The sequence below is a fragment of the Mesorhizobium sp. NZP2298 genome, assembly GCF_013170825.1.
Taxonomy (GTDB): Bacteria; Pseudomonadota; Alphaproteobacteria; order Rhizobiales; family Rhizobiaceae; genus Mesorhizobium.
Genome location: NZ_CP033365.1, coordinates 2,686,243 through 2,703,368, shown reverse-complemented (window position 1 = coordinate 2,703,368; position 17,126 = coordinate 2,686,243). Strand labels below are relative to the sequence as shown.

Below are 17,126 nucleotides of genomic sequence, written 5' to 3'. Positions count from 1 at the left end.
GCCGAAATAGGTGCGGAGATTGGGCCGCAGCCTTTGAGTGACAGTTTTGCGGCTCGAAGCAAAGCCGCCTTCTTGCACACTATTTTACGCCGCAGCTCTCCAACACGCCGGGAGACGAGGGCAGCACAATCAGACGCAAGCCGGATAGCGGCTCACACGGCGTCCTGTTGGTAGTCCGTACTTTCGCGCAACAGGTCGAGCACCTGCTCGTGGGTCAGCAATCCCTGCTCGATGGCGAGATCGATGAAAGGCCGCTGGTCCGTAGCCGACGAGTGCACCAGCTTTGATACCTTTGTGTAACCAAGCTTCGGAACAAAGACGGTCGCGAGGGCTGCGGAGGACATCAGGTTCTTCAGGCATTGGTCACGGTCGACCTCGATGCCGGCGACACAGCGATCCGCGAAGATACGCGTCGATTTCGCAAGGAGGTCAATGGAATCAAAGAGGCGCGATGCAATGACAGGCTCAAAGTGATTGATCTCGAGCTGTCCCTGGAGCGATGCCAGCGACACCACGGCGTCGTTACCCACCACGGCGAACGCGACCTGCTGCATCATCATAGGCAGCACCGGGTTGATCTTGCCAGGCATGATCGAGGAACCGGGCTGCGCCGAGGGAAGCCGCAGTTCTCCCGGGCCCCCGTCCAAAGCCGAGGAGAGTATGATGAGGTCCGAAGCGATTTTTCCGATCACCTCGGCGCAGATGCGAATTTCGGAGGAGATCCTTGCAAAGCCATCGGCGTTCTGCATGGCGTCGAACATGTTCTCGCCCGGGCGAACGTCGGCGCCAACGATCTCACGCAGATGGCTGTAGATCGCGCTGCGGTAGCCGGGCGCCGAGCCAAGCCCGGTGCCGATGGCTGTTCCGCCGAGGGGTAAGGTCAGCATCTCGTCACGGGCGCCGAGCAGCTTCACGATGAGTCGGCGGATAGCCGCTGCATAACCGCCGAAAGCCTGGCCAAGGCGCATAGGTTGCGCCGCCTGCATGCAGGTCCGGCCGAGTCTCAGCACATCCTTGAACGCTTCGGCGCGGTCGTCCAGCGCGTCCGCGAGATGCGCCAGGACGTCTATGAGCCTGCCGGACTTTTCATGGACCGCGAGCTTTATGGCCGACGGTACGACGTCATTGGTCGACTGGCCGGCATTGACATGATCGTTCGGATGCACGCGGTCGTAATGACCGGGCGCATCGCCCAACAGTTGCAGCGCCCTGTTTGCGACGACCTCGTTGATGTTCATGTTGATTGATGTGCCGCCGGACCCCTCCAGCAAGTCGACGATGAATTGATCGGCGTGCAGCCCGTTCGCGACTTCGATCGATGCCGCGATGATCGCATCGGCGATGTCGGGTCGCAGTACGCCGACATCGCGGTTGGCAGCCGCAGCGGCGTGCTTGATCTGCGCGAGCGCGGTCAGCAATTCCGGCGCATCGCCCAGCTTGCGGGAGGAGATGTCGAAATTGTCATGCGCGCGCATGGTGGCCGCGCCGTAAAGCGCGTCCTCAGGCAATTGTCGCGGCCCAAGGCTATCGGTGTCTATGCGGGAGGCCGGCATTCTGCGTCCAGTTGAAGAATGCAAAAACTCTCCGCCGGTTTGGCGGAAGCCACGGGATTCAAGGGGTTTCACTGATTTTCTTATTCCGGCCTGCCGTCGTGCTGGCTCGTTGCAAGCCGTTGGTCGAGCATGTCCCTGGAGGATTCCCGTTGGATCTCTTCGAAGATCCGTATCCAACTGCGAATCCCTTTGCGAAGACGCCGAGTATCGTAACGTTCGTCTGGAGCATGGATGGCGTCGCCCGGCAATATGAAGCCGATGACGACGCATTCCGCATCGAGAACCTCGCTGAGTTGTTGCACCAGCGGTATCGCTCCGCCCGTTCCTCTCAGAATGGCAGGACTTTCCCACTCCTGTTCCAGTCCGCGCGCGGCGGCAGCGAGAAACGGACTGTCCTGCGACAGGACCACCGCCGAACTGCCTCCCGCCCCTTCGAATTCCACAGTGCAACCCCTGGGAAGCTCTGATTTGACATAAGCTCTGAATCCGGCGCGGACCTTTTCCGGTTGTTGTCCGCATACGAGCCGGAACGAAAGACGGGCTGTTGCGCTTCCTGGCAGGACCGACCGTTCGGCCGGCCCCTGGTTTCCACCGGTGATGCCGTTGATGTCGACAGTAGGACGTCCCCACATCGCTTCCAGCGTGGAGTATCCTTTTTCCGTTACGCCGCCGCTCAGGTCGACCTCTTCGAACCGGCCGGCGTCCTGCGCCAGCTGCCGCCATCGTTGGCGCAGCCTATCCGGGATTTCGGACACGTCGTCATAGAAGCCCCCGATGGTCACTCGCCCGGCTTCGTCATGAATGCCGGCCAGAATGTCGCTCAATATGCGGATGGGATTGGCGGCCACGGCGCCATAGTGACCTGAGTGAAGGTCGGGATTGGGAGCAAAGATCGTCACCCGCTCGTGGACCAGCCCTTTGAGCTGGGTCGTGATCGCGGGCTGTGTCGGTGACCACATCTCGGCATCGCAGATAAATGCGACGTCGCATCGAAGATCATGTCGATGCGCGTCGATGAATTCCGGCAGGCTCGGCGAGCCTGCCTCCTCTTCTCCCTCCAGCATCACGACGATATCTGCCGGAAAGCTGCCCCGGGCGGCCCTCCATGCGCGCAGCGCCTCAATGACGGTCCAGAACTGGCTTTTGCTGTCGGACGCGCCGCGGCCGTAGAAATTGTGGATGCCATCTTCCTCCATCACGCGTGGCTCGAAGGGAGGATGTTGCCACTGGTTCAGATCGCCGACAGGCTGCACATCGTAGTGTCCGTAAAACAGCAGCCTCGGATGTCTGGTCCGCTGGCCCGCCAAAGAATGGGCAAGGATAACGGGATGCCCCTTCGTCTCGATGATCTCCACGGAAAGCCCCATGGCCGACAACTCCCGCTTGAGCCACTCGGCCGCGCGGACGATACCTGCCAGCCCCGAAGCCTCGCTCGAAATCGACGGGATAGAAATCAACTCCAAGAGTTTGCGCACCGAGACGTCGAAATTGTCATCGACGGTACGAAGCGTACTTTGCAAATTCGGCATGCGTGATCACCTGATGATTATTTGGCTGCGGCCTTCGGGGAACTGTCAGCCATGACGAGTGGCCTTTAGAGGCGCTTCATGCTTCTTGCTTTGCCGTGCCTCGATGCTTGTCAAAAGTCGTTCGATATCGGCCCAGAGTTCATGCTCGTCCTCAAGTCCGATGCTCAGGCGCAGTATGATATCCGGTCCGGCCCATGGTGCCGCGCTGCGGAAACCGTCGATCGACATCGGCGCGGCAAGGCTGCGGGTTCCACCCCAGGACGCGCCAATGGCGAAGACCTCCAAAGCATCGAGCGCGGCCTCGACATGCCGGGACGCGCTGCCCTTGAAAAGGATGCTGAAGACTCCGCTCGAACCGAGGAAGTCGCGTTTCCAGATTTCATGCCCGGGGGAGGTTTCAAGCGCCGGATGCAGCAGGCGCTCGACGAGAGGATGGCCTGCAAGCCTGCGGGCGAAATCGAGAGCCACCCTCTCGGAGTGACGAAGACGCACCCCCAGGGTTTCAAAGCCGCGCAGGACAAGCGAGGCATCGTCCGCCGAGACACCGATGCCCATTCTTCCCATCAGGGAACGGATAGGTTTTATGAGCGCGGCGTCGCTCACGGTGATCGAGCCCATCAGAACATCGGAATGGCCCGAGACGAACTTGGTAAGCGCTTCTGTGACGATGTCGGCGCCGTGTTCGAGCGGCTTGAAGTTAAGCGGCGTCGCCCATGTGTTGTCGAAGCCGACCAGCGCTCCCCCTTGGTGAGCGATCGCCGCGATTTTCGGCAGGTCAAGGATTTCCATCGTCGTCGATCCAGGGCTTTCACACCAGACGATCCGCGTTCTGGTCCGCATTTTCGACGCGACATCCTCCGGAGAAAGCGGGTCGAAGAATTCCACATCCACGCCCAGGCGGCGCAGGTCGGATTCCGCGAAGTCCCGCATTGGCGGGTAGGCGGTGTCCGCGATCAGGACATGATCGCCCGTGGTCAGAAACGGCATGACGGCAAGGGCATTTGCCGCCTGCCCCGATGGCGTGAGGAAACTCCAGACCCCACCTTCCAGGCTCGTGATCTTCGCTTCAAGCGTTCGGGTGGTCGGTGTGCCGTAAAGGCCGTAGGAATAGCCCTGATGCCCACGGTCGCCGCGTGACGCATAGGCGGCGGCATTCGCGAATACGATGGTTGAAGCGCGGTGCACTCCAACGCCAAGAGAAACAAATCCGTCGGTCGGCACATCGGGCGTTAGAACGCATTGGGTGAGATCGTTCATGAGAGCGCCTTTCAAAATGGCTGCGAACACTTTAGGAAATCGATCGAAAGGCATATGCTTTTGCGGCATTGCTATTCGCGAAAGTTATTGGTTGGGGGGTCCATGAATCTTCGGCAGGTTGAGGTCTTCCGGGTAGTCATGACCAACGGAACCACGGCGCGCGCGGCTGATGTTTTGCATGTGTCCCAGCCGGCGATCAGCAAAAGTATCCAGGAGCTGGAGCGTTCGCTTGGTTTCGATCTCTTCCAAAGGATCAAGGGCAGACTGCACCCTACGCCCGAGGGACAGCTTTTCTTCCGTGAGGTCGAACAGGCTTTTCTCGGCCTGAGCCATCTGAGGGGGGCGGCCGCCCGCATTCGGGATTATGGTTCCGGCGAACTGAGAATCGCTTCTCTTTCGGCGTTGTCGACAAACGTTCTCCCGCGTGCTCTTCACGCTTTTATGGACCGCAACCCAAACGTCGCTGTGACCTTCCAGGCACGTATGTCCTCCAACGTGCGCGATCTGGTCGCTTCGGGTCAGTTCGATCTCGGGATCGTCGCCGACGAGATCGATCGCACCGGGGTCGAGGCAACGGAGTTTGCGCGCTTTCCCGTGGCGGTGGCGGTGCCCAAGGGACATCCGCTCGAGGCGTTGGACGTCATTCGCCCAATGGATCTTGCGGGTTATCCGTTTATCGCTCTCGCTCGCGAAGACACGACGCGACGCGATGCCGAGCACGTTTTCAATGAAGCCGGCGTCGCAATCCGAACCGTAATGGAAACGCCTTATTCGACGACGATCTGCGCGATGGTGGCCGCCGGCATTGGCGTCGGCCTGGTCGATCCTCTGACCGCTGAGCCCTATGAGGGCCGCGGACTGACATTGCGGCCGTTCGAGCCCGCACTCTACTTTCGGACACTGCTGATCAGGCCACCCAATCGCCTTCCCTCCCGAATTCTTGCGGAATTCCTCGACGATCTTCGGGCGGCGCTCTGAGGTGCACGGACATTCCCGCGTGTCAGCTTGCTTCCGGGCGAATTCAGAAGGATGGCGAGACCCGATCCCGTTACCTGCTTCAGTCATGGCCTCCCCTCACAGCACCTTAGAGAGGAAAGCGACCGTTCGCGGGTTCTTCGGACTGGCGAGTACCGCCCTTGGATGCCCTTCCTCAACGATCTGTCCCTGATCCATGAAAACCAGGTGATTGCCGACTTCGCGTGCAAATCCGATCTCGTGCGTCACCACGACCATCGTGATACCGCTTTGTGCCAGATCCTTTATGACGTCCAGGACCTCGCCGACGAGTTCGGGATCGAGCGCGGAGGTTGGCTCGTCAAAGAGCATCACTTCCGGCTCCATGGCGAGCGCGCGCGCGATGGCGACACGCTGCTGCTGTCCACCGGACAGGTGTGCGGGATATCGACCTCCGAGTCCATTAAGCCCCACCCGCGTGAGCAGTTCAGTGGCCTTGGCTTTCGTCCGCTCCCGCGACCAACCCTTCACATGGAGGGGCCCCTCCATCACGTTTTCGAGGGCGGTCATGTGAGGAAACAGGTTGAAGCGCTGGAACACCATGCCGGTCGAGCGCCGCTGGGCTGCCACCCGACTTGGCGGTAGGGGGTGGAAACGACCGCCCCGCTCCACGAATCCCTGCAACTCGCCCTTCACGAAAACGCGACCCGCCGAGATGCTCTCCAACTGGTTGATACAGCGCAGAAGCGTCGATTTGCCGGAGCCGGAGGGGCCGATCGCAACGCAGACTTCGCCACGTTTCACCCGCAGCTCCACGCCTTTGAGCGCATGGACCGCGCCATAGAATTTGTGAATGTTATGCATTTCCACGCAGAAGCCGGAGATACTCGCCTCCATCGGATCACTCCGCCCGCGTCGGATGGACCGACGCGCCCTTGCCGAAATGGCGCTCGAGGAAGTATTGACCGACCATCAGCAGGCTCGTGACAGCAAGGTACCAGGTTCCAGCGACCATCAGCAGCGGAATCGGCAGGTAGAGCCTGTTGGCGATGGCATTGGTGGCGAACGTCAGGTCCAGCGTGAATGGCACCGCGAGAACCAAGGATGTCATCTTCAGCATTCCGATGGTTTCGTTGCCGGTAGGGGGAATGATCACGCGCATTGCCTGCGGCATGAGTATCCGCCGCCAGATCTTTGCCGGTCGCATGCCGAGCGCCTGAGCCGCTTCGGCTTGTCCGCGGTCGATCGAATTGAAACCTGCCCGGAATATCTCTGTCAGGTAGGCGGATTCATTGAAGCCGAGCCCGCAAATCGCTGCCAGAGCCGGCGTCACGACATACTTCGTATCCACGCTCATAATCTCGGGACCGAAAGGGATCGTGATGCTCAGGCTGGGGAACAAGACGGCAAAGAGCCCCCAGAACAGCAGCTGTGTATAGACAGGTGTTCCGCGAAAGAACCATATCCACGCATACGCCAGCCCGCGAAGGATTGGATTGTCGCTCTCGCGCATGATCACCAGAAAAGCCGCGATGACGATGGCGGTCGCCATCGCAACCACAGTGAGGAGCAGGGTCCACCCGACCCCCCTCACCACCTGCGGGTGAAGCAGGTAAGTAAGGTAGACATCCCAGTGAAAATTGGAGTTCCTTGCGACGGCAACCGCAACCTGAAGCGAGATGATCGCGATGATCGCAACCGCGATCCAGCGCCCCGGGCGAGGACGGGGAACCACGACATTGCATTGGAACTCCAATGGATTTGGTATGGGAGCCGGCCGGGGGCCGGCTCTGACATTTGGCTCAAAACCCATGATTTCAGTCTTCGACTTGAGGATTTACCATGGCTTTGTCGACGATTGCCGAGCCGAGACCCCAAGCATCCAGAATAGCCTTGTAGGTACCATCTTCGATAAGGGAATTGATGGTATCGGCGACCAGACCCGTCAATTTTTCATCTGACTTGGCCACTGCGATGCCATTATATCCGATTTCGGACATCGCGGGCGTTGCTTCCATTGTCTCCAACTGGCCATTCGAACTCTTGGCCGCATAGCCAATCGTGGCCGGCCCGGAAAACGTCGCATCGGCGCCACCGGCCGCAACACGGGTCAGCGCCTCGGTCTGGACCTTGAAGGGTATGAGTTCTATTTCCTTCTTTCCAGACGAAACGCACCGCTGACTTTCCTGCTCCACCTCTTTTTCTTGGGACGTGCCGGACATGATCGCGATCTTGGTCCCACACAGATTGGCCGGATCGAAGTTAGTGGGATTACCTGCCCTTATGCCCCATAGATTTCCCGTTTGGGTGTAGCTGACGAAGTTGACTGCGTTCATGCGCTCCTTGGTGATCGAGAGTGCGGAAACGCCGAGATCGAACTTCGTTCCGAGCGCGGGAAGGATGGCGTCGAAGGCCGAGGTCTGGAAATCGATCTTCACGCCGAGCCTGTTGCCAATCGCATCGGCGATGTCGACATCGATGCCCTCAGGCGTCTGCCCGTCCTTCTCACTCAGATACTCCCAGGGCGCATAGGACGTGTCGGAGCCGATCACGATCACGCCAGCGTCCTTGATCTTGTCCGGAAGACGCGCGGCAAGTGACGAATCAACCTTGATCCCGGATGTGTCAAAGCCTTGCGCCAAAGCATCCGTGGCGCAGCCAAAGGCGGTCATCACCGCCAAAACCGACACGGCCTGCAAGCAGGTCTTTCTGTCAAACATCAACGTTCCCCATTTTTCTCGTTGTGAGGAAGAGCGAACCGAAAACTTGGACGACTGCCCTTCAGCGGCCGCAGAATGTGCGTTGGAATGAATGCCGTCCAATAGAATGATTTCGAAGGTCTATTCTCACAGGTTATAGGAATCGGTACATCGACCAGGCTTTCATAGTGAATTGCGCTGGCCGTCCTGCGCGCTTGGACCGAAATGTCGAGCGCGGGATCCGCTTTTGCTGCGATGTCGGAAATATGGAGGCGCGAGGCACCGACACCTGACGAAGTCGGAGCAAACGACTGGAATGTGGAGCGTCGGCGGCGCTCTGTTGGTCGGCCGAAGGGGAGCGCGCGAGGCGACGGCTCTAAAAACCGGAGCTGATCTCTGACTTGACCGAAGAGCGCCCTTGTCAGTTCACCGCGGTAAACTGTATCTCAACGCGGATATCGGGCAGCGCGAAGCTTGCTCCGACAGTGGCCCGCGCCGGCGGTTCGGCGCCGTCGAGCCAGTCGACCCAGGCCTTGTTCATCGCGTCGAAATCGCCGGCGTCCTTCAGCCATATCTGCGCGAACAGCAGTTGCGATCGAGCGGAACCGACCCTACCCAGAAGGTCGTCGGCCTTCTTCAGTATCTGTCGCGTTTGGCCGGCTGTATCGGCTTGCCGGTCGTCGGCGGTTAGGCCCGAGAGATAGATCGTCCCATTGTGAACGACGATCCGACTGAGCCGCTCATTCTTCTCGTGTCTTTCAATTTTCGTCATCGTGCGCCTGCGTTCGACGAGAAATCATGCGTGCGCGGCGGCGGCGCGCTTCGCGCTCGCCTGGAAAAAGCGCTGCGGGCGGAACGTCTCCATCTCGTCATGGAGCTTGCCGCGCACGACCTCGTCGGCGACCACCTTGCCCAGTTGCGGGCCGATGGTGACGCCGCTATGCGTCACCGCCATATAATGGCCGGCGACGTCCGGCATCGCGCCGGCACAGGTATAGCCGTCTTCCGGGAAGGGTCGCACCGTGGTGCGGATGGCTTCCACGCCCGCGGCGCGAAGCGAAGGCAGGACCTTGCTTGCTGCCTCCAGCAGCGTCCTCGCCTCATCGCCGCTCGGGCTGATAGCCTCCGGCTTCTTGAAGGTCAGGTCCACCGAGACCTTGTGGATCATGATGCGGCCGGCGCCGTCGGGACGTATATCCAGATCGTCGGCATGCAACTGGCTGCGCAGCGTCAACGCTACCGGCGGGGTGAAGGCGAGCACGCCGATCGTCGAGGAGAGCGGGATGCCCTGGGCATCGCCGAGCCTTTGGCTTGACCAGCCGCCGGTGCAGTTCACCACGGCATCGGCACCGTGGCGCACGCCGTCCGCCGTGCGTACCGCGCTGACGCGGCCGCCTTCGGTTTCAATCTCGGTCACGCGTGCATCGACCCTCACCTTAGCGCCCCAGCGCTCCTTCGCCGCCCGCAAAAGCCAGGCCGCATAAAGGACCGGATCGACCCAGCCCTCCTCCGGATAATACGAGATCGGACAATCACCGATGGCCGCGACGTCGATATCGGGCTCCATCTCGGCTACCAGGTTCTTGTCGATCCACTCGACGCCGTAGCCCCATTCTTTCATCTGCCGGAAGTTCTCGAAATAATCGTCCATCGATTCCGACACTGTGCGCCAATCGAAACTGCCGCTTTGGGTAAACCAGGGGGCGACACCGAAGTCGCGCCTCAGCTCGAGATGGGCGCGCATACCCGCGACATTGAGATCGAAATAGGGCCGCGGCCGCTTGGTCGTAGCATTCGTCCAGGCGAAGCTTACCGCCGATGTGCCCCCCGCTATCCTGCCGGCCTCCAGCACCAAGACGTCCGCCCCCGCCTTGGCGCATTCATAGGCGGCGGAACTGCCGACGATGCCGGAACCGATGACCACGACACGCATATGGATAACCTCCGATAGAAATATTACTCTTCACGCCAACCAATTTCTCAATAGTGGCGAGATTGTTGTTTGCTTATTTGCTGTCGTGCCGGTCGCCTGATTTCGTAAACGTTTTTCATATTGCAGATTTTGACAATTTTATTCGCTTCAACTGCAGATGAACTTCGATACAAGTCGGATTCGGCACTTCAAATTGCCCGGAAACATTGCAACGGGCGGGCGATTGCGGTCAATTGAACTGGCCACTGCCGTTGATAGCCAAAAGTTATGAACCGGCGCCTGCCGCTCTCCACGCTGCATTTGTCGACGCATGATCCGGCATGGGCAACTTCTCGCGCCAAGTTATGAAAGTCGTGCGCAGCCGCTTGCGAGGGCAGTGCTACGCTCGGCGAAACCCGACGCATACGGAGGTCGTCGAATGGACGAGACCGCACGGTGAATGCCGAGACCGAATTCCTCCTGATCGACAAGAAGGCGATCAGGCAGGTCTTGACCCTGGCCGACGCGCTTGAAGTGACCGAGGCGGCACTGCTCAAGACTTCGAACGGCGCGGCCCGCCAGCAGATCAGACGCACGCTCGACCTTCCAGGCGCGGCGGGCACTTGCCTGTCGTTGATGTATGCCGCACTTGACGACCAGCCGCTGTTCGGGGCGAAGGTGCTGTCGGTGTTTCCGGACAATTTCGCGCACGGGCTCGCGTCTCACCGCGGCGGTGTTTTCCTGTTCGACAAGGATCACGGGCGACCTGCGGCTCTGATCGACGGAGGAGAGTTGACGGCCTGGCGGACCGCGGCCGCTAGCGCGGTCGCCACGAGGGCGCTGTCGCGCCCGGGCAGCTCGACGCTGACGATCCTCGGCTATGGCGAGCAGGCTCGCCGGCACGTCGAGGCCATTGCCGATGTGCGGCCAATCCGCGTGGTCCATGTCTGGGGTCGAGATCTTGCGAAGGCGCGGCGCTTCGCCGAGAGCCTGTCGACCGCCGGCTTCGAGGCGCATGCGCATCGCGACGCCAGTCGAGCCGTTCGCGAGGCCGACATCGTCTGCACGACGACATCTTCCGAGGTGCCGGTGCTGTTCGGCGAATGGCTGCCGCGTGGTGTCCATGTCAACGCGGTCGGCGCGAGCGTGGCGTCATGCCGCGAGATCGACCTCGAATGCGTGCGCAGATCGAAGATCTGGGTGGATTACCTGCCCATGGCGCTCGTCGCCGCCGGAGAGTTGGTCGAGGCGACTGAGGGCGGCCAAATCAGGGGCGACCATATTCGCGGCGAGATCGGCGAAGTGCTGGCGGGCGCGAAGCCCGGCCGCACCAGCGACGCCGACCTGACGCTCTACCGGTCTCTCGGTGTCCCCGCCCAGGACATCGAACTCGCCAATCTCGTCTATGCCCGCGCCCGCGACACCGGCCGGGGTACCTCGATCGATTTCAGGTTGTGACGCCATGTTGAACTGCCAGCGCGATCTCTTTTCCATCCCCCGCGAGACGGCTTACCTGGACGCCGCCTACATGTCCCCGATCCCGATCGCTGCGGTCGCTGCCGGAGAGGCTGGCGTCAGGGTGAAAGCCGAGCCCTGGAAGATGACTATCGCATCCTATTACGATGAGGTGGAACACGCCCGACGGCTTGCCGCCTCGATGGTGGGCGCCGCTGCCGACGACGTCGCCATCGTGGCCGCCACCAGCTACGGCATGGCGATCGCGGCCGCCAACGTGGCGGTTCCACCGGGTTCGGCTATCCTTCTCATGGAGAACGAACACACCTCGCACCGATATGTCTGGTATGATCTGGCGCAGCGCTCGGGCGCGCTTGTCGACGTCGTTCCGCAACCGGCCGACGGAGATTGGACCGGCGCGATCGTATCCGCGATCCGCGCCTCCAGCCGCCCCATCGCGGTCGTTGCCGGCACTCTCGTCCACTGGTTCGAGGGCATGGCGATCGACCTCGAAGTCGTGGCGGAAGCCGCACGGGCGGCGAGCGCGGCCCTCGTTGTCGATGGCACTCAATGGGTTGGCGCGGTGCCCTTCGACGTCCGTCGCGTCCGGCCGGATTTCCTGGTCTTTGCCACCTACAAATTCCTGCTTGGCCCGTATCGCCTGGCGTTCCTTTACGCCGCCCCGCGCTGGCACGAAGGGGGACGCACGCTCGAACACCATTCATGGAACCGCCTGGGTGGCGACCGGTCCGACTTCTACAAGGTAACGGTGGCCGAGTTTTTGCCCGGCGCGCGGCGGTTCGACATGGGCGAACGCTCCGACTTCGCCGTCCTGCCTATCGCAATCGCCGCCTTGGAGCTCATCCGCGACTGGACCGTCGAGAGCGTTTTCGAGCGCCTTCGTCACCTCAACGAGCTAGTCTGGATAGAGGCAGAAAATCGCGGCCTGCCGGTTGTGCGTCCGCTGCATCCGACGCCTCATATCTCGATCCTCGATATCGGCGATCGGCTCTTGCCGAATGCGGCGCAGGAACTGAAGCGCGCTAATGTGCATGTCACGCTGCGCGGCACCAAGATGCGTGTATCTCCTCATGTTTACAACGACGAAGCCGATATCGATCGCCTCTTCCAGAGCCTGCCGCTCCGCTAGCACCCTTGCTAATCCTGCCTTGTCCCAAGAGCCACTATCCCGGCGTCCACGCTGTTCATAAAGCTCCGCGTGGTCTGGATGAGATGCTCGGTGAAAGCGTCAGCCGCAGTCGACGCGATGACGCCCCACGGCCGATACACGCTGAGATTCAGATCAAGATGCGGCCGGAAATCCCTGATCTCGATCGGCAGGTCGCGCGCCATCCACGCGGAGAGCCGATCAACGACCGTCACGCCCGCTCCGGACGCGACCAAGGCGATGCAGGCGCTGGACAGGCTGGCCTCCACCTTCAGCAGGCGCCTGACACCGCGCTCGTCGCACAGGGCGTCGAGTTGCCGTCGCATCGGATCGGCCGAGCCCATCGAGATGAAGTCGAGACCGTCGAGGTCATCCGCCTGGATGACTTCGAGCTGCGATAAACGATGGCCCGCGGGCATGACGCAGACGGGCGGTGTCGCGGTCAGCGCTCGCCTCACGATGGAAGGGTTCTCGTCCGACGCCGTGACACCAATACCGATGTCGAGCTGATTGCGGCTTGCCCTCTGCACCACCGTCGCGGAGCTGCGGATATCCAGTGAGATGGACACGGACGGATGGTGGCTTGAGAAGCTGGTTATGATGGATGGCAGCAGTGTGGATCCGAAAGCCGGCAGCGCGCAGATGTTCAGCCTGCCGCTGCGCAGTTCGCGGATTTCCTTGGCGGCACGCGAGATACCGCGCGCGGATTCGAAAACCCGCTGCACTTCCGCATAAAGCATGTGCGCTTCAGGAGTCGGGATCAGCCGCTGCCGGCTTTTCCTGAACAGCTGAAAATCCGCCTTCTCGGTGAGCTGCTGGAGCATTTTGCTGACAGCGGGCTGCGTGATGTCCAGCGCGTCGGCCGCCTTCGTCGTCGTCCCGTGCAGCATGACCGAAGCGAAAATCTCGATCTCGCGGGGCGTGAACTCCACGTCCTTTGCAACCGTGTCTTTCTCACTGAACTTCATGGCCGCTGACCCTGCCCCGTCGATAAATCGATGCGCCGTCCGAGCAAGTCACGGCAAAGCCGATGTTAACTGGCGATAGCGGGCGTTCCAATAGCCAAACGAATGAGGTTCATTCCGGCAGGTTATGAACTTTGACGACCTGCGAACGCCAGTCAGGTGCCGGTCAAGGTCTCGGCAAGGTCGAGCAAGGCGGCATCCCGGCCAGGAAGAGCGGCAAGCTGTACCGACACGGGAAGGCCATCGGGAACATCCAACGGGACTGCCAAAGCCGGCATGCCGAGCATATTTGCCCAGCGGCGAAACCGGCCGCCTGCCATCCCCCACGACACCATTTCACCATTCACCTGGGTAAGCTCGTCCGACAGCCGGGGCGCCGAGCCGGGAGCCGTCGGGACGGCCAGGGCATCCAGGCCCGCCATTTTCACCATGAAGCGCCGACGCGCATCCTCGCGGATCCCGACGGCTCTGTCGTAAGCGTCCGCGCTGATGCCGACACCGTCCTCGAGGAAAACGCGAACCGCGTCGCCGACCAGATCCGGGGTCCGCTCGATCGAATCCTGGTAGGTCCTGGCAAATTCGTATTGTAGGATCGTCAGGCCCGCGGCCACGAATTGCTCTGTGTCGTCGAAGGCGATTTCCACCGTGCGAACGAAGGGTTGATCGAGCAGCGCGGCCAATGCCCTTTCGATAGTGCTGTCGACAGGTGCCCCGGTCAGCGCGGGGCACACTGCGATCGTCATGCCGGTCCTCTTGACGCTTCCGCTGTCCCGCGGCCGGCTGAACCGCTTTCCGGTCAGGGCCTCGGTGACTAGGCGAACATCCCTCGTCGAGCGCGCCAGCACGCCGACGCAGTCCAGCGAGGGCGCGATGCTCATCACACCCTTCGTGTCGATCAGACCGTTGGTCGGCTTATAGCCGAACAACCCCGTCGCGGCCGCCGGAGACCGGTTTGAACCGCCGCTGTCGGTGCCGATCGCCGCCGCACAGAAACCCGCGGCAACCGCCGCTGCCGATCCACTACTGGTGCCGCCCGTTCCGCGGCTTGCATCGAGCGGATTGACGACCTTGCCGAACCAGGGATTGTCATGCCCACCAGTGCAGAACTCATGAAGGTTGGTCTTGCCGATCATGATTGCCCCTGCCGCCTGGAGGTTGGCGACGCAGGCTGCCGTATTCTGGGCGACGTGGTCACGCAACAGCAGGGATCCCGCAGTCGTCGGCCAGTGCATCACATCAACAACGTCCTTGACCGCGATGGGCACCCCATGCAGCGGACCGCGCCGGCGACCTGCCTGAATTTCGCGCTCTGCCTGGAGCGCGGCATCGAGGGCATCGGCTTCGTTCACGAAGATCATCGCCCTGATTTGCCCGTTCAGCGTATGGATCCTCTCCAGACAGCCTTCCACGATCGTCACCGGCGAAAGGCCGGAAGCGATTTTTTCGCTCAGTTCCTCGACAGATCCGGAAAGGCCACTTCTCATTTGGCAAACTCAAGTCGCACGAGACCTCGCTGTCGGCGTCGCAGTCACCCAAGGACGGGATCGGATCGACGATGACACAACCCAGATTTGGCGGACAAGTGCCGCACCTATTTCCTTCAGAACGAGGCTAGTGAGGAAAACTCATGGTTGGATCAACTGAAGCGGCTGAAGAGGGTTTTCGGCACAGTCGGGGCTCAGGCCGGAATGCGCCAATCGCGCCCCTGCCGTTGTCATAACTATTGGTGATGAACCGCGCGGCAGAGAGCATTAGATCGCCTTGACTTGAGCTGTTAGCGTTTTTGAAGACCACCCTGCGAAATGACAATTCAGCAGGAAACAAAAAAGGGGAACCGTCATGAAAAAACTGGCAGTTATCGTATCACTAATTGCTGCGGCCTTTGGCGCCGCCGCCACGTCCTCAGCGGCCGCCGAAGACGTCATTCGCTTCGGGGTAGCCGCCGAGCCATACGCGCCCTTCTCAGTCAAGGATGCCAGCGGCAAATGGCAAGGCTGGGAAATCGACCTGATGAATGCCGTCTGCACACAGATGAAGGCGAAGTGTGAAATCGTCGATATCGCCTGGGACGGCATCATTCCCGCGCTGCTGGCCAAGAAGTTCGATGTCATCTGGAGCTCTATGTCGATCACGGACAAGCGCAAGGAGGTGATCGACTTCACCGACAAGTATTACTATTCGCCCAACGTACTTGTCGGCGCCAAGGCCGACACGCGGCAATTCGATGTAGCAAAGCCGGACACTTTCAAGGGCGTCACCGTGGCGGCGCAGAGTGCGAGCCTGCAGGCGACTTACATGCAGGATAAGTTGGACGGCATTGGCGAAGTGAAGATCTATCCGACGCTCGACGATGAAATCGCCGACATGCAAGCCGGCCGTGTGGACCTGATGGCGGCGGCGGGAATCCAGATCCAGGACTTCCTGAAAAAGCCGGAAGGCCAAGCCTATGAAATCAAGGTTACCCTGCCGCATGAAAAGATGTTCGGCGACGGGGATGGCGGCGGCCTGCGCAAGGAAGACACGGCGCTTAGGGACCGCCTCAACGCCGCGCTGAAGGCCGTGAAGGCCAGCGGCGAGTATGACACGATAACCAAGCGATATTTCGATTTCGACATCTACGGCGATTGATCATCAGATGCAGGGCCTGGAGCCGGCTGATTTCAGGTCGTATCGACCTGAAATCTGAATCCGCCTCTAAATCAATAAGTAGAGCATGATGTCGTCCGAAAACCGCTTCACACTTTTCGGCGTCATGTTCTAGAGCACTTCACCGTTTCACGGAAACGGCGAACCACTCCAACTCCTTGTTTTGACGCAATTCCGGACGGAAAATCGCTCACACTTTTCCTGGAATTGCTCTCGTGCCGGCCATCCCGTTCCGGCCGGCACCATCCTCATTGGAACTCGCCGCATGGATTCGATCGTGTCTTGGCTGACCTTGCTCGGCTTCGGAGACAAGGGCTGGGGCGACGAATTGCTTCGCGGCGCCTTGCTGAGCGTCGAAATTTCGATAAGCGCCTATATCGTTGGCCTAACGCTTGGCCTTGCGGGTGCGTTGGCCAAGCTTTCAAAGCGCCGGACAGCTGTCTTTGTCGCCACCGCCTACACCACCATTATCCGCTCCGTCCCTGACATCCTGATTATCTTTCTCGTCTACTATACCGCTACCGACGCATTGCGTTCGGTCGTGACTCTTGTCGGGTTCACTTCCGAATTTCAGATGAACGGATTTGTGGCGGCGACTTTGTCGCTCGGGATCGTTCAGGGAGGCTACAGCACGGAAGTTCTTCGCGGTGCAATCACCGCCATCCCGCGAGGCCAGGCCGAGGCCGCCCACGCGCTTGGTTTGACCCGCAGCCAGACCTTCTTCCTGGTAATCCTTCCGCAGATGATCCCACTGGCGCTGCCAGGGCTCGGCAATTTGTGGCTGGTCGTCCTGAAGGAAAGCTCGCTCGTCAGCCTCATCGGTTTCACGGAGCTCGTCCTCGCAGGCAAGATGGCCGCCGGGGCGACGCGCGATTACTTCCTGTTCTATTGCGCGATCGCACTCGTGTTCCTGGTCATGTCAGGTCTGTCGGCGATGCTCTTCCACGCCCTGGAAACGTCTACCGCCAATACTGGGAGGCGCAGATAG

Annotated in this window: 15 protein-coding genes; 5 read left to right on the top strand and 10 right to left on the bottom strand. The window is 60.7% G+C overall.

The annotated features are described in order from the left end of the window. Nucleotides 1-152: 152 nt before the first annotated feature. From EB231_RS13070 to EB231_RS13060, 3 genes are read right to left on the bottom strand one after another with little or no spacing between them, the layout of a single operon-like run. Nucleotides 153-1,625: an aspartate ammonia-lyase gene (locus EB231_RS13070; protein ID WP_246740931.1), complete on the bottom strand. Its 1,473-nt coding sequence runs from the start codon at nt 1,623-1,625 to the stop codon at nt 153-155. 8 nt (nt 1,626-1,633) lie between these two features. Next, nucleotides 1,634-3,082 carry a M20/M25/M40 family metallo-hydrolase gene (locus EB231_RS13065; RefSeq protein WP_172349161.1) on the bottom strand — a complete coding sequence of 483 codons (1,449 nt, stop codon included), beginning with the start codon at nt 3,080-3,082 and terminating at the stop codon, nt 1,634-1,636. 45 nt (nt 3,083-3,127) lie between these two features. Beyond that, a complete protein-coding gene (locus tag EB231_RS13060; protein ID WP_172349160.1) occupies nt 3,128-4,339 on the bottom strand; it encodes a trans-sulfuration enzyme family protein in 1,212 nt (403 codons plus the stop codon). 102 nt (nt 4,340-4,441) lie between these two features. Between EB231_RS13060 and EB231_RS13055 the strand changes: the two genes are divergently transcribed. Further along, nucleotides 4,442-5,317 carry a LysR substrate-binding domain-containing protein gene (locus EB231_RS13055; protein WP_172349159.1) on the top strand — a complete coding sequence of 292 codons (876 nt, stop codon included), beginning with the start codon at nt 4,442-4,444 and terminating at the stop codon, nt 5,315-5,317. Between the two features lie 96 nt (nt 5,318-5,413). On the opposite strand, the gene EB231_RS13050 is transcribed toward EB231_RS13055, so the two are convergent. The 5 genes from EB231_RS13050 to EB231_RS13030 form a co-directional block, all read right to left on the bottom strand. After that, complete coding sequence (locus tag EB231_RS13050; protein WP_206681909.1) at nt 5,414-6,190, bottom strand: amino acid ABC transporter ATP-binding protein; 777 nt, start codon at nt 6,188-6,190, stop codon at nt 5,414-5,416. A 4-nt stretch (nt 6,191-6,194) separates the two neighbouring features. Next, nucleotides 6,195-7,106 (bottom strand): amino acid ABC transporter permease, encoded by a 912-nt coding sequence (locus tag EB231_RS13045; protein ID WP_172349158.1) that lies wholly within the window; start codon nt 7,104-7,106, stop codon nt 6,195-6,197. 4 nt (nt 7,107-7,110) lie between these two features. Next, nucleotides 7,111-8,013, bottom strand: coding sequence for an ABC transporter substrate-binding protein (locus tag EB231_RS13040; protein WP_172349157.1), 903 nt, complete (start codon nt 8,011-8,013; stop codon nt 7,111-7,113). A gap of 400 nt (nt 8,014-8,413) precedes the next feature. Further along, nucleotides 8,414-8,764 (bottom strand): RidA family protein, encoded by a 351-nt coding sequence (locus EB231_RS13035; RefSeq protein WP_172349156.1) that lies wholly within the window; start codon nt 8,762-8,764, stop codon nt 8,414-8,416. A 24-nt stretch (nt 8,765-8,788) separates the two neighbouring features. Further along, nucleotides 8,789-9,925, bottom strand: a complete 1,137-nt coding sequence (locus EB231_RS13030; protein WP_172349155.1) for an NAD(P)/FAD-dependent oxidoreductase — start codon at nt 9,923-9,925, stop codon at nt 8,789-8,791. Nucleotides 9,926-10,360: 435 nt separating this feature from the next. On the opposite strand from EB231_RS13030, the gene EB231_RS13025 reads away from it, so the two are divergent. After that, nucleotides 10,361-11,362, top strand: a complete 1,002-nt coding sequence (locus tag EB231_RS13025; RefSeq protein WP_172349154.1) for an ornithine cyclodeaminase family protein — start codon at nt 10,361-10,363, stop codon at nt 11,360-11,362. After that, nucleotides 11,310-12,509: an aminotransferase class V-fold PLP-dependent enzyme gene (locus EB231_RS13020; RefSeq protein ID WP_246740930.1), complete on the top strand. Its 1,200-nt coding sequence runs from the start codon at nt 11,310-11,312 to the stop codon at nt 12,507-12,509. Before EB231_RS13025 ends, EB231_RS13020 begins: the two co-directional genes overlap by 53 nt. 8 nt (nt 12,510-12,517) lie before the next feature. Here EB231_RS13020 and EB231_RS13015 read toward each other — a convergent pair whose 3' ends face one another. Together EB231_RS13015 and EB231_RS13010 are read right to left on the bottom strand one after the other, a co-directional pair. Continuing rightward, nucleotides 12,518-13,495 carry a LysR substrate-binding domain-containing protein gene (locus EB231_RS13015; RefSeq protein ID WP_172349153.1) on the bottom strand — a complete coding sequence of 326 codons (978 nt, stop codon included), beginning with the start codon at nt 13,493-13,495 and terminating at the stop codon, nt 12,518-12,520. A 152-nt stretch (nt 13,496-13,647) separates the two neighbouring features. Then, on the bottom strand, nt 13,648-14,910 hold the full coding sequence (locus EB231_RS13010; protein ID WP_172349152.1) for an amidase: 1,263 nt from the start codon (nt 14,908-14,910) through the stop codon (nt 13,648-13,650). 421 nt (nt 14,911-15,331) lie between these two features. On the opposite strand from EB231_RS13010, the gene EB231_RS13005 reads away from it, so the two are divergent. Beyond that, on the top strand, nt 15,332-16,120 hold the full coding sequence (locus EB231_RS13005; RefSeq protein ID WP_246740929.1) for a transporter substrate-binding domain-containing protein: 789 nt from the start codon (nt 15,332-15,334) through the stop codon (nt 16,118-16,120). A 283-nt stretch (nt 16,121-16,403) separates the two neighbouring features. After that, nucleotides 16,404-17,126 carry an ABC transporter permease gene (locus EB231_RS13000; protein ID WP_172349151.1) on the top strand — a complete coding sequence of 241 codons (723 nt, stop codon included), beginning with the start codon at nt 16,404-16,406 and terminating at the stop codon, nt 17,124-17,126.

What these genes read in the sequence shown, in the direction of transcription:
- EB231_RS13055 (WP_172349159.1), top strand. Translation starts at nt 4,442, where the DNA reads ATGAATCTTCGGCAGGTTGAGGTCTTCCGGGTAGTCATGACCAACGGA.
- EB231_RS13050 (WP_206681909.1), bottom strand. Translation starts at nt 6,190, where the DNA reads ATGGAGGCGAGTATCTCCGGCTTCTGCGTGGAAATGCATAACATTCAC.
- EB231_RS13020 (WP_246740930.1), top strand. Translation starts at nt 11,310, where the DNA reads ATGCCCGCGCCCGCGACACCGGCCGGGGTACCTCGATCGATTTCAGGT.
- EB231_RS13015 (WP_172349153.1), bottom strand. Translation starts at nt 13,495, where the DNA reads ATGAAGTTCAGTGAGAAAGACACGGTTGCAAAGGACGTGGAGTTCACG.
- EB231_RS13060 (WP_172349160.1), bottom strand. Translation starts at nt 4,339, where the DNA reads ATGAACGATCTCACCCAATGCGTTCTAACGCCCGATGTGCCGACCGAC.
- EB231_RS13000 (WP_172349151.1), top strand. Translation starts at nt 16,404, where the DNA reads ATGGATTCGATCGTGTCTTGGCTGACCTTGCTCGGCTTCGGAGACAAG.
- EB231_RS13065 (WP_172349161.1), bottom strand. Translation starts at nt 3,082, where the DNA reads ATGCCGAATTTGCAAAGTACGCTTCGTACCGTCGATGACAATTTCGAC.
- EB231_RS13005 (WP_246740929.1), top strand. Translation starts at nt 15,332, where the DNA reads ATGAAAAAACTGGCAGTTATCGTATCACTAATTGCTGCGGCCTTTGGC.
- EB231_RS13035 (WP_172349156.1), bottom strand. Translation starts at nt 8,764, where the DNA reads ATGACGAAAATTGAAAGACACGAGAAGAATGAGCGGCTCAGTCGGATC.
- EB231_RS13045 (WP_172349158.1), bottom strand. Translation starts at nt 7,106, where the DNA reads ATGGGTTTTGAGCCAAATGTCAGAGCCGGCCCCCGGCCGGCTCCCATA.
- EB231_RS13040 (WP_172349157.1), bottom strand. Translation starts at nt 8,013, where the DNA reads ATGTTTGACAGAAAGACCTGCTTGCAGGCCGTGTCGGTTTTGGCGGTG.
- EB231_RS13030 (WP_172349155.1), bottom strand. Translation starts at nt 9,925, where the DNA reads ATGCGTGTCGTGGTCATCGGTTCCGGCATCGTCGGCAGTTCCGCCGCC.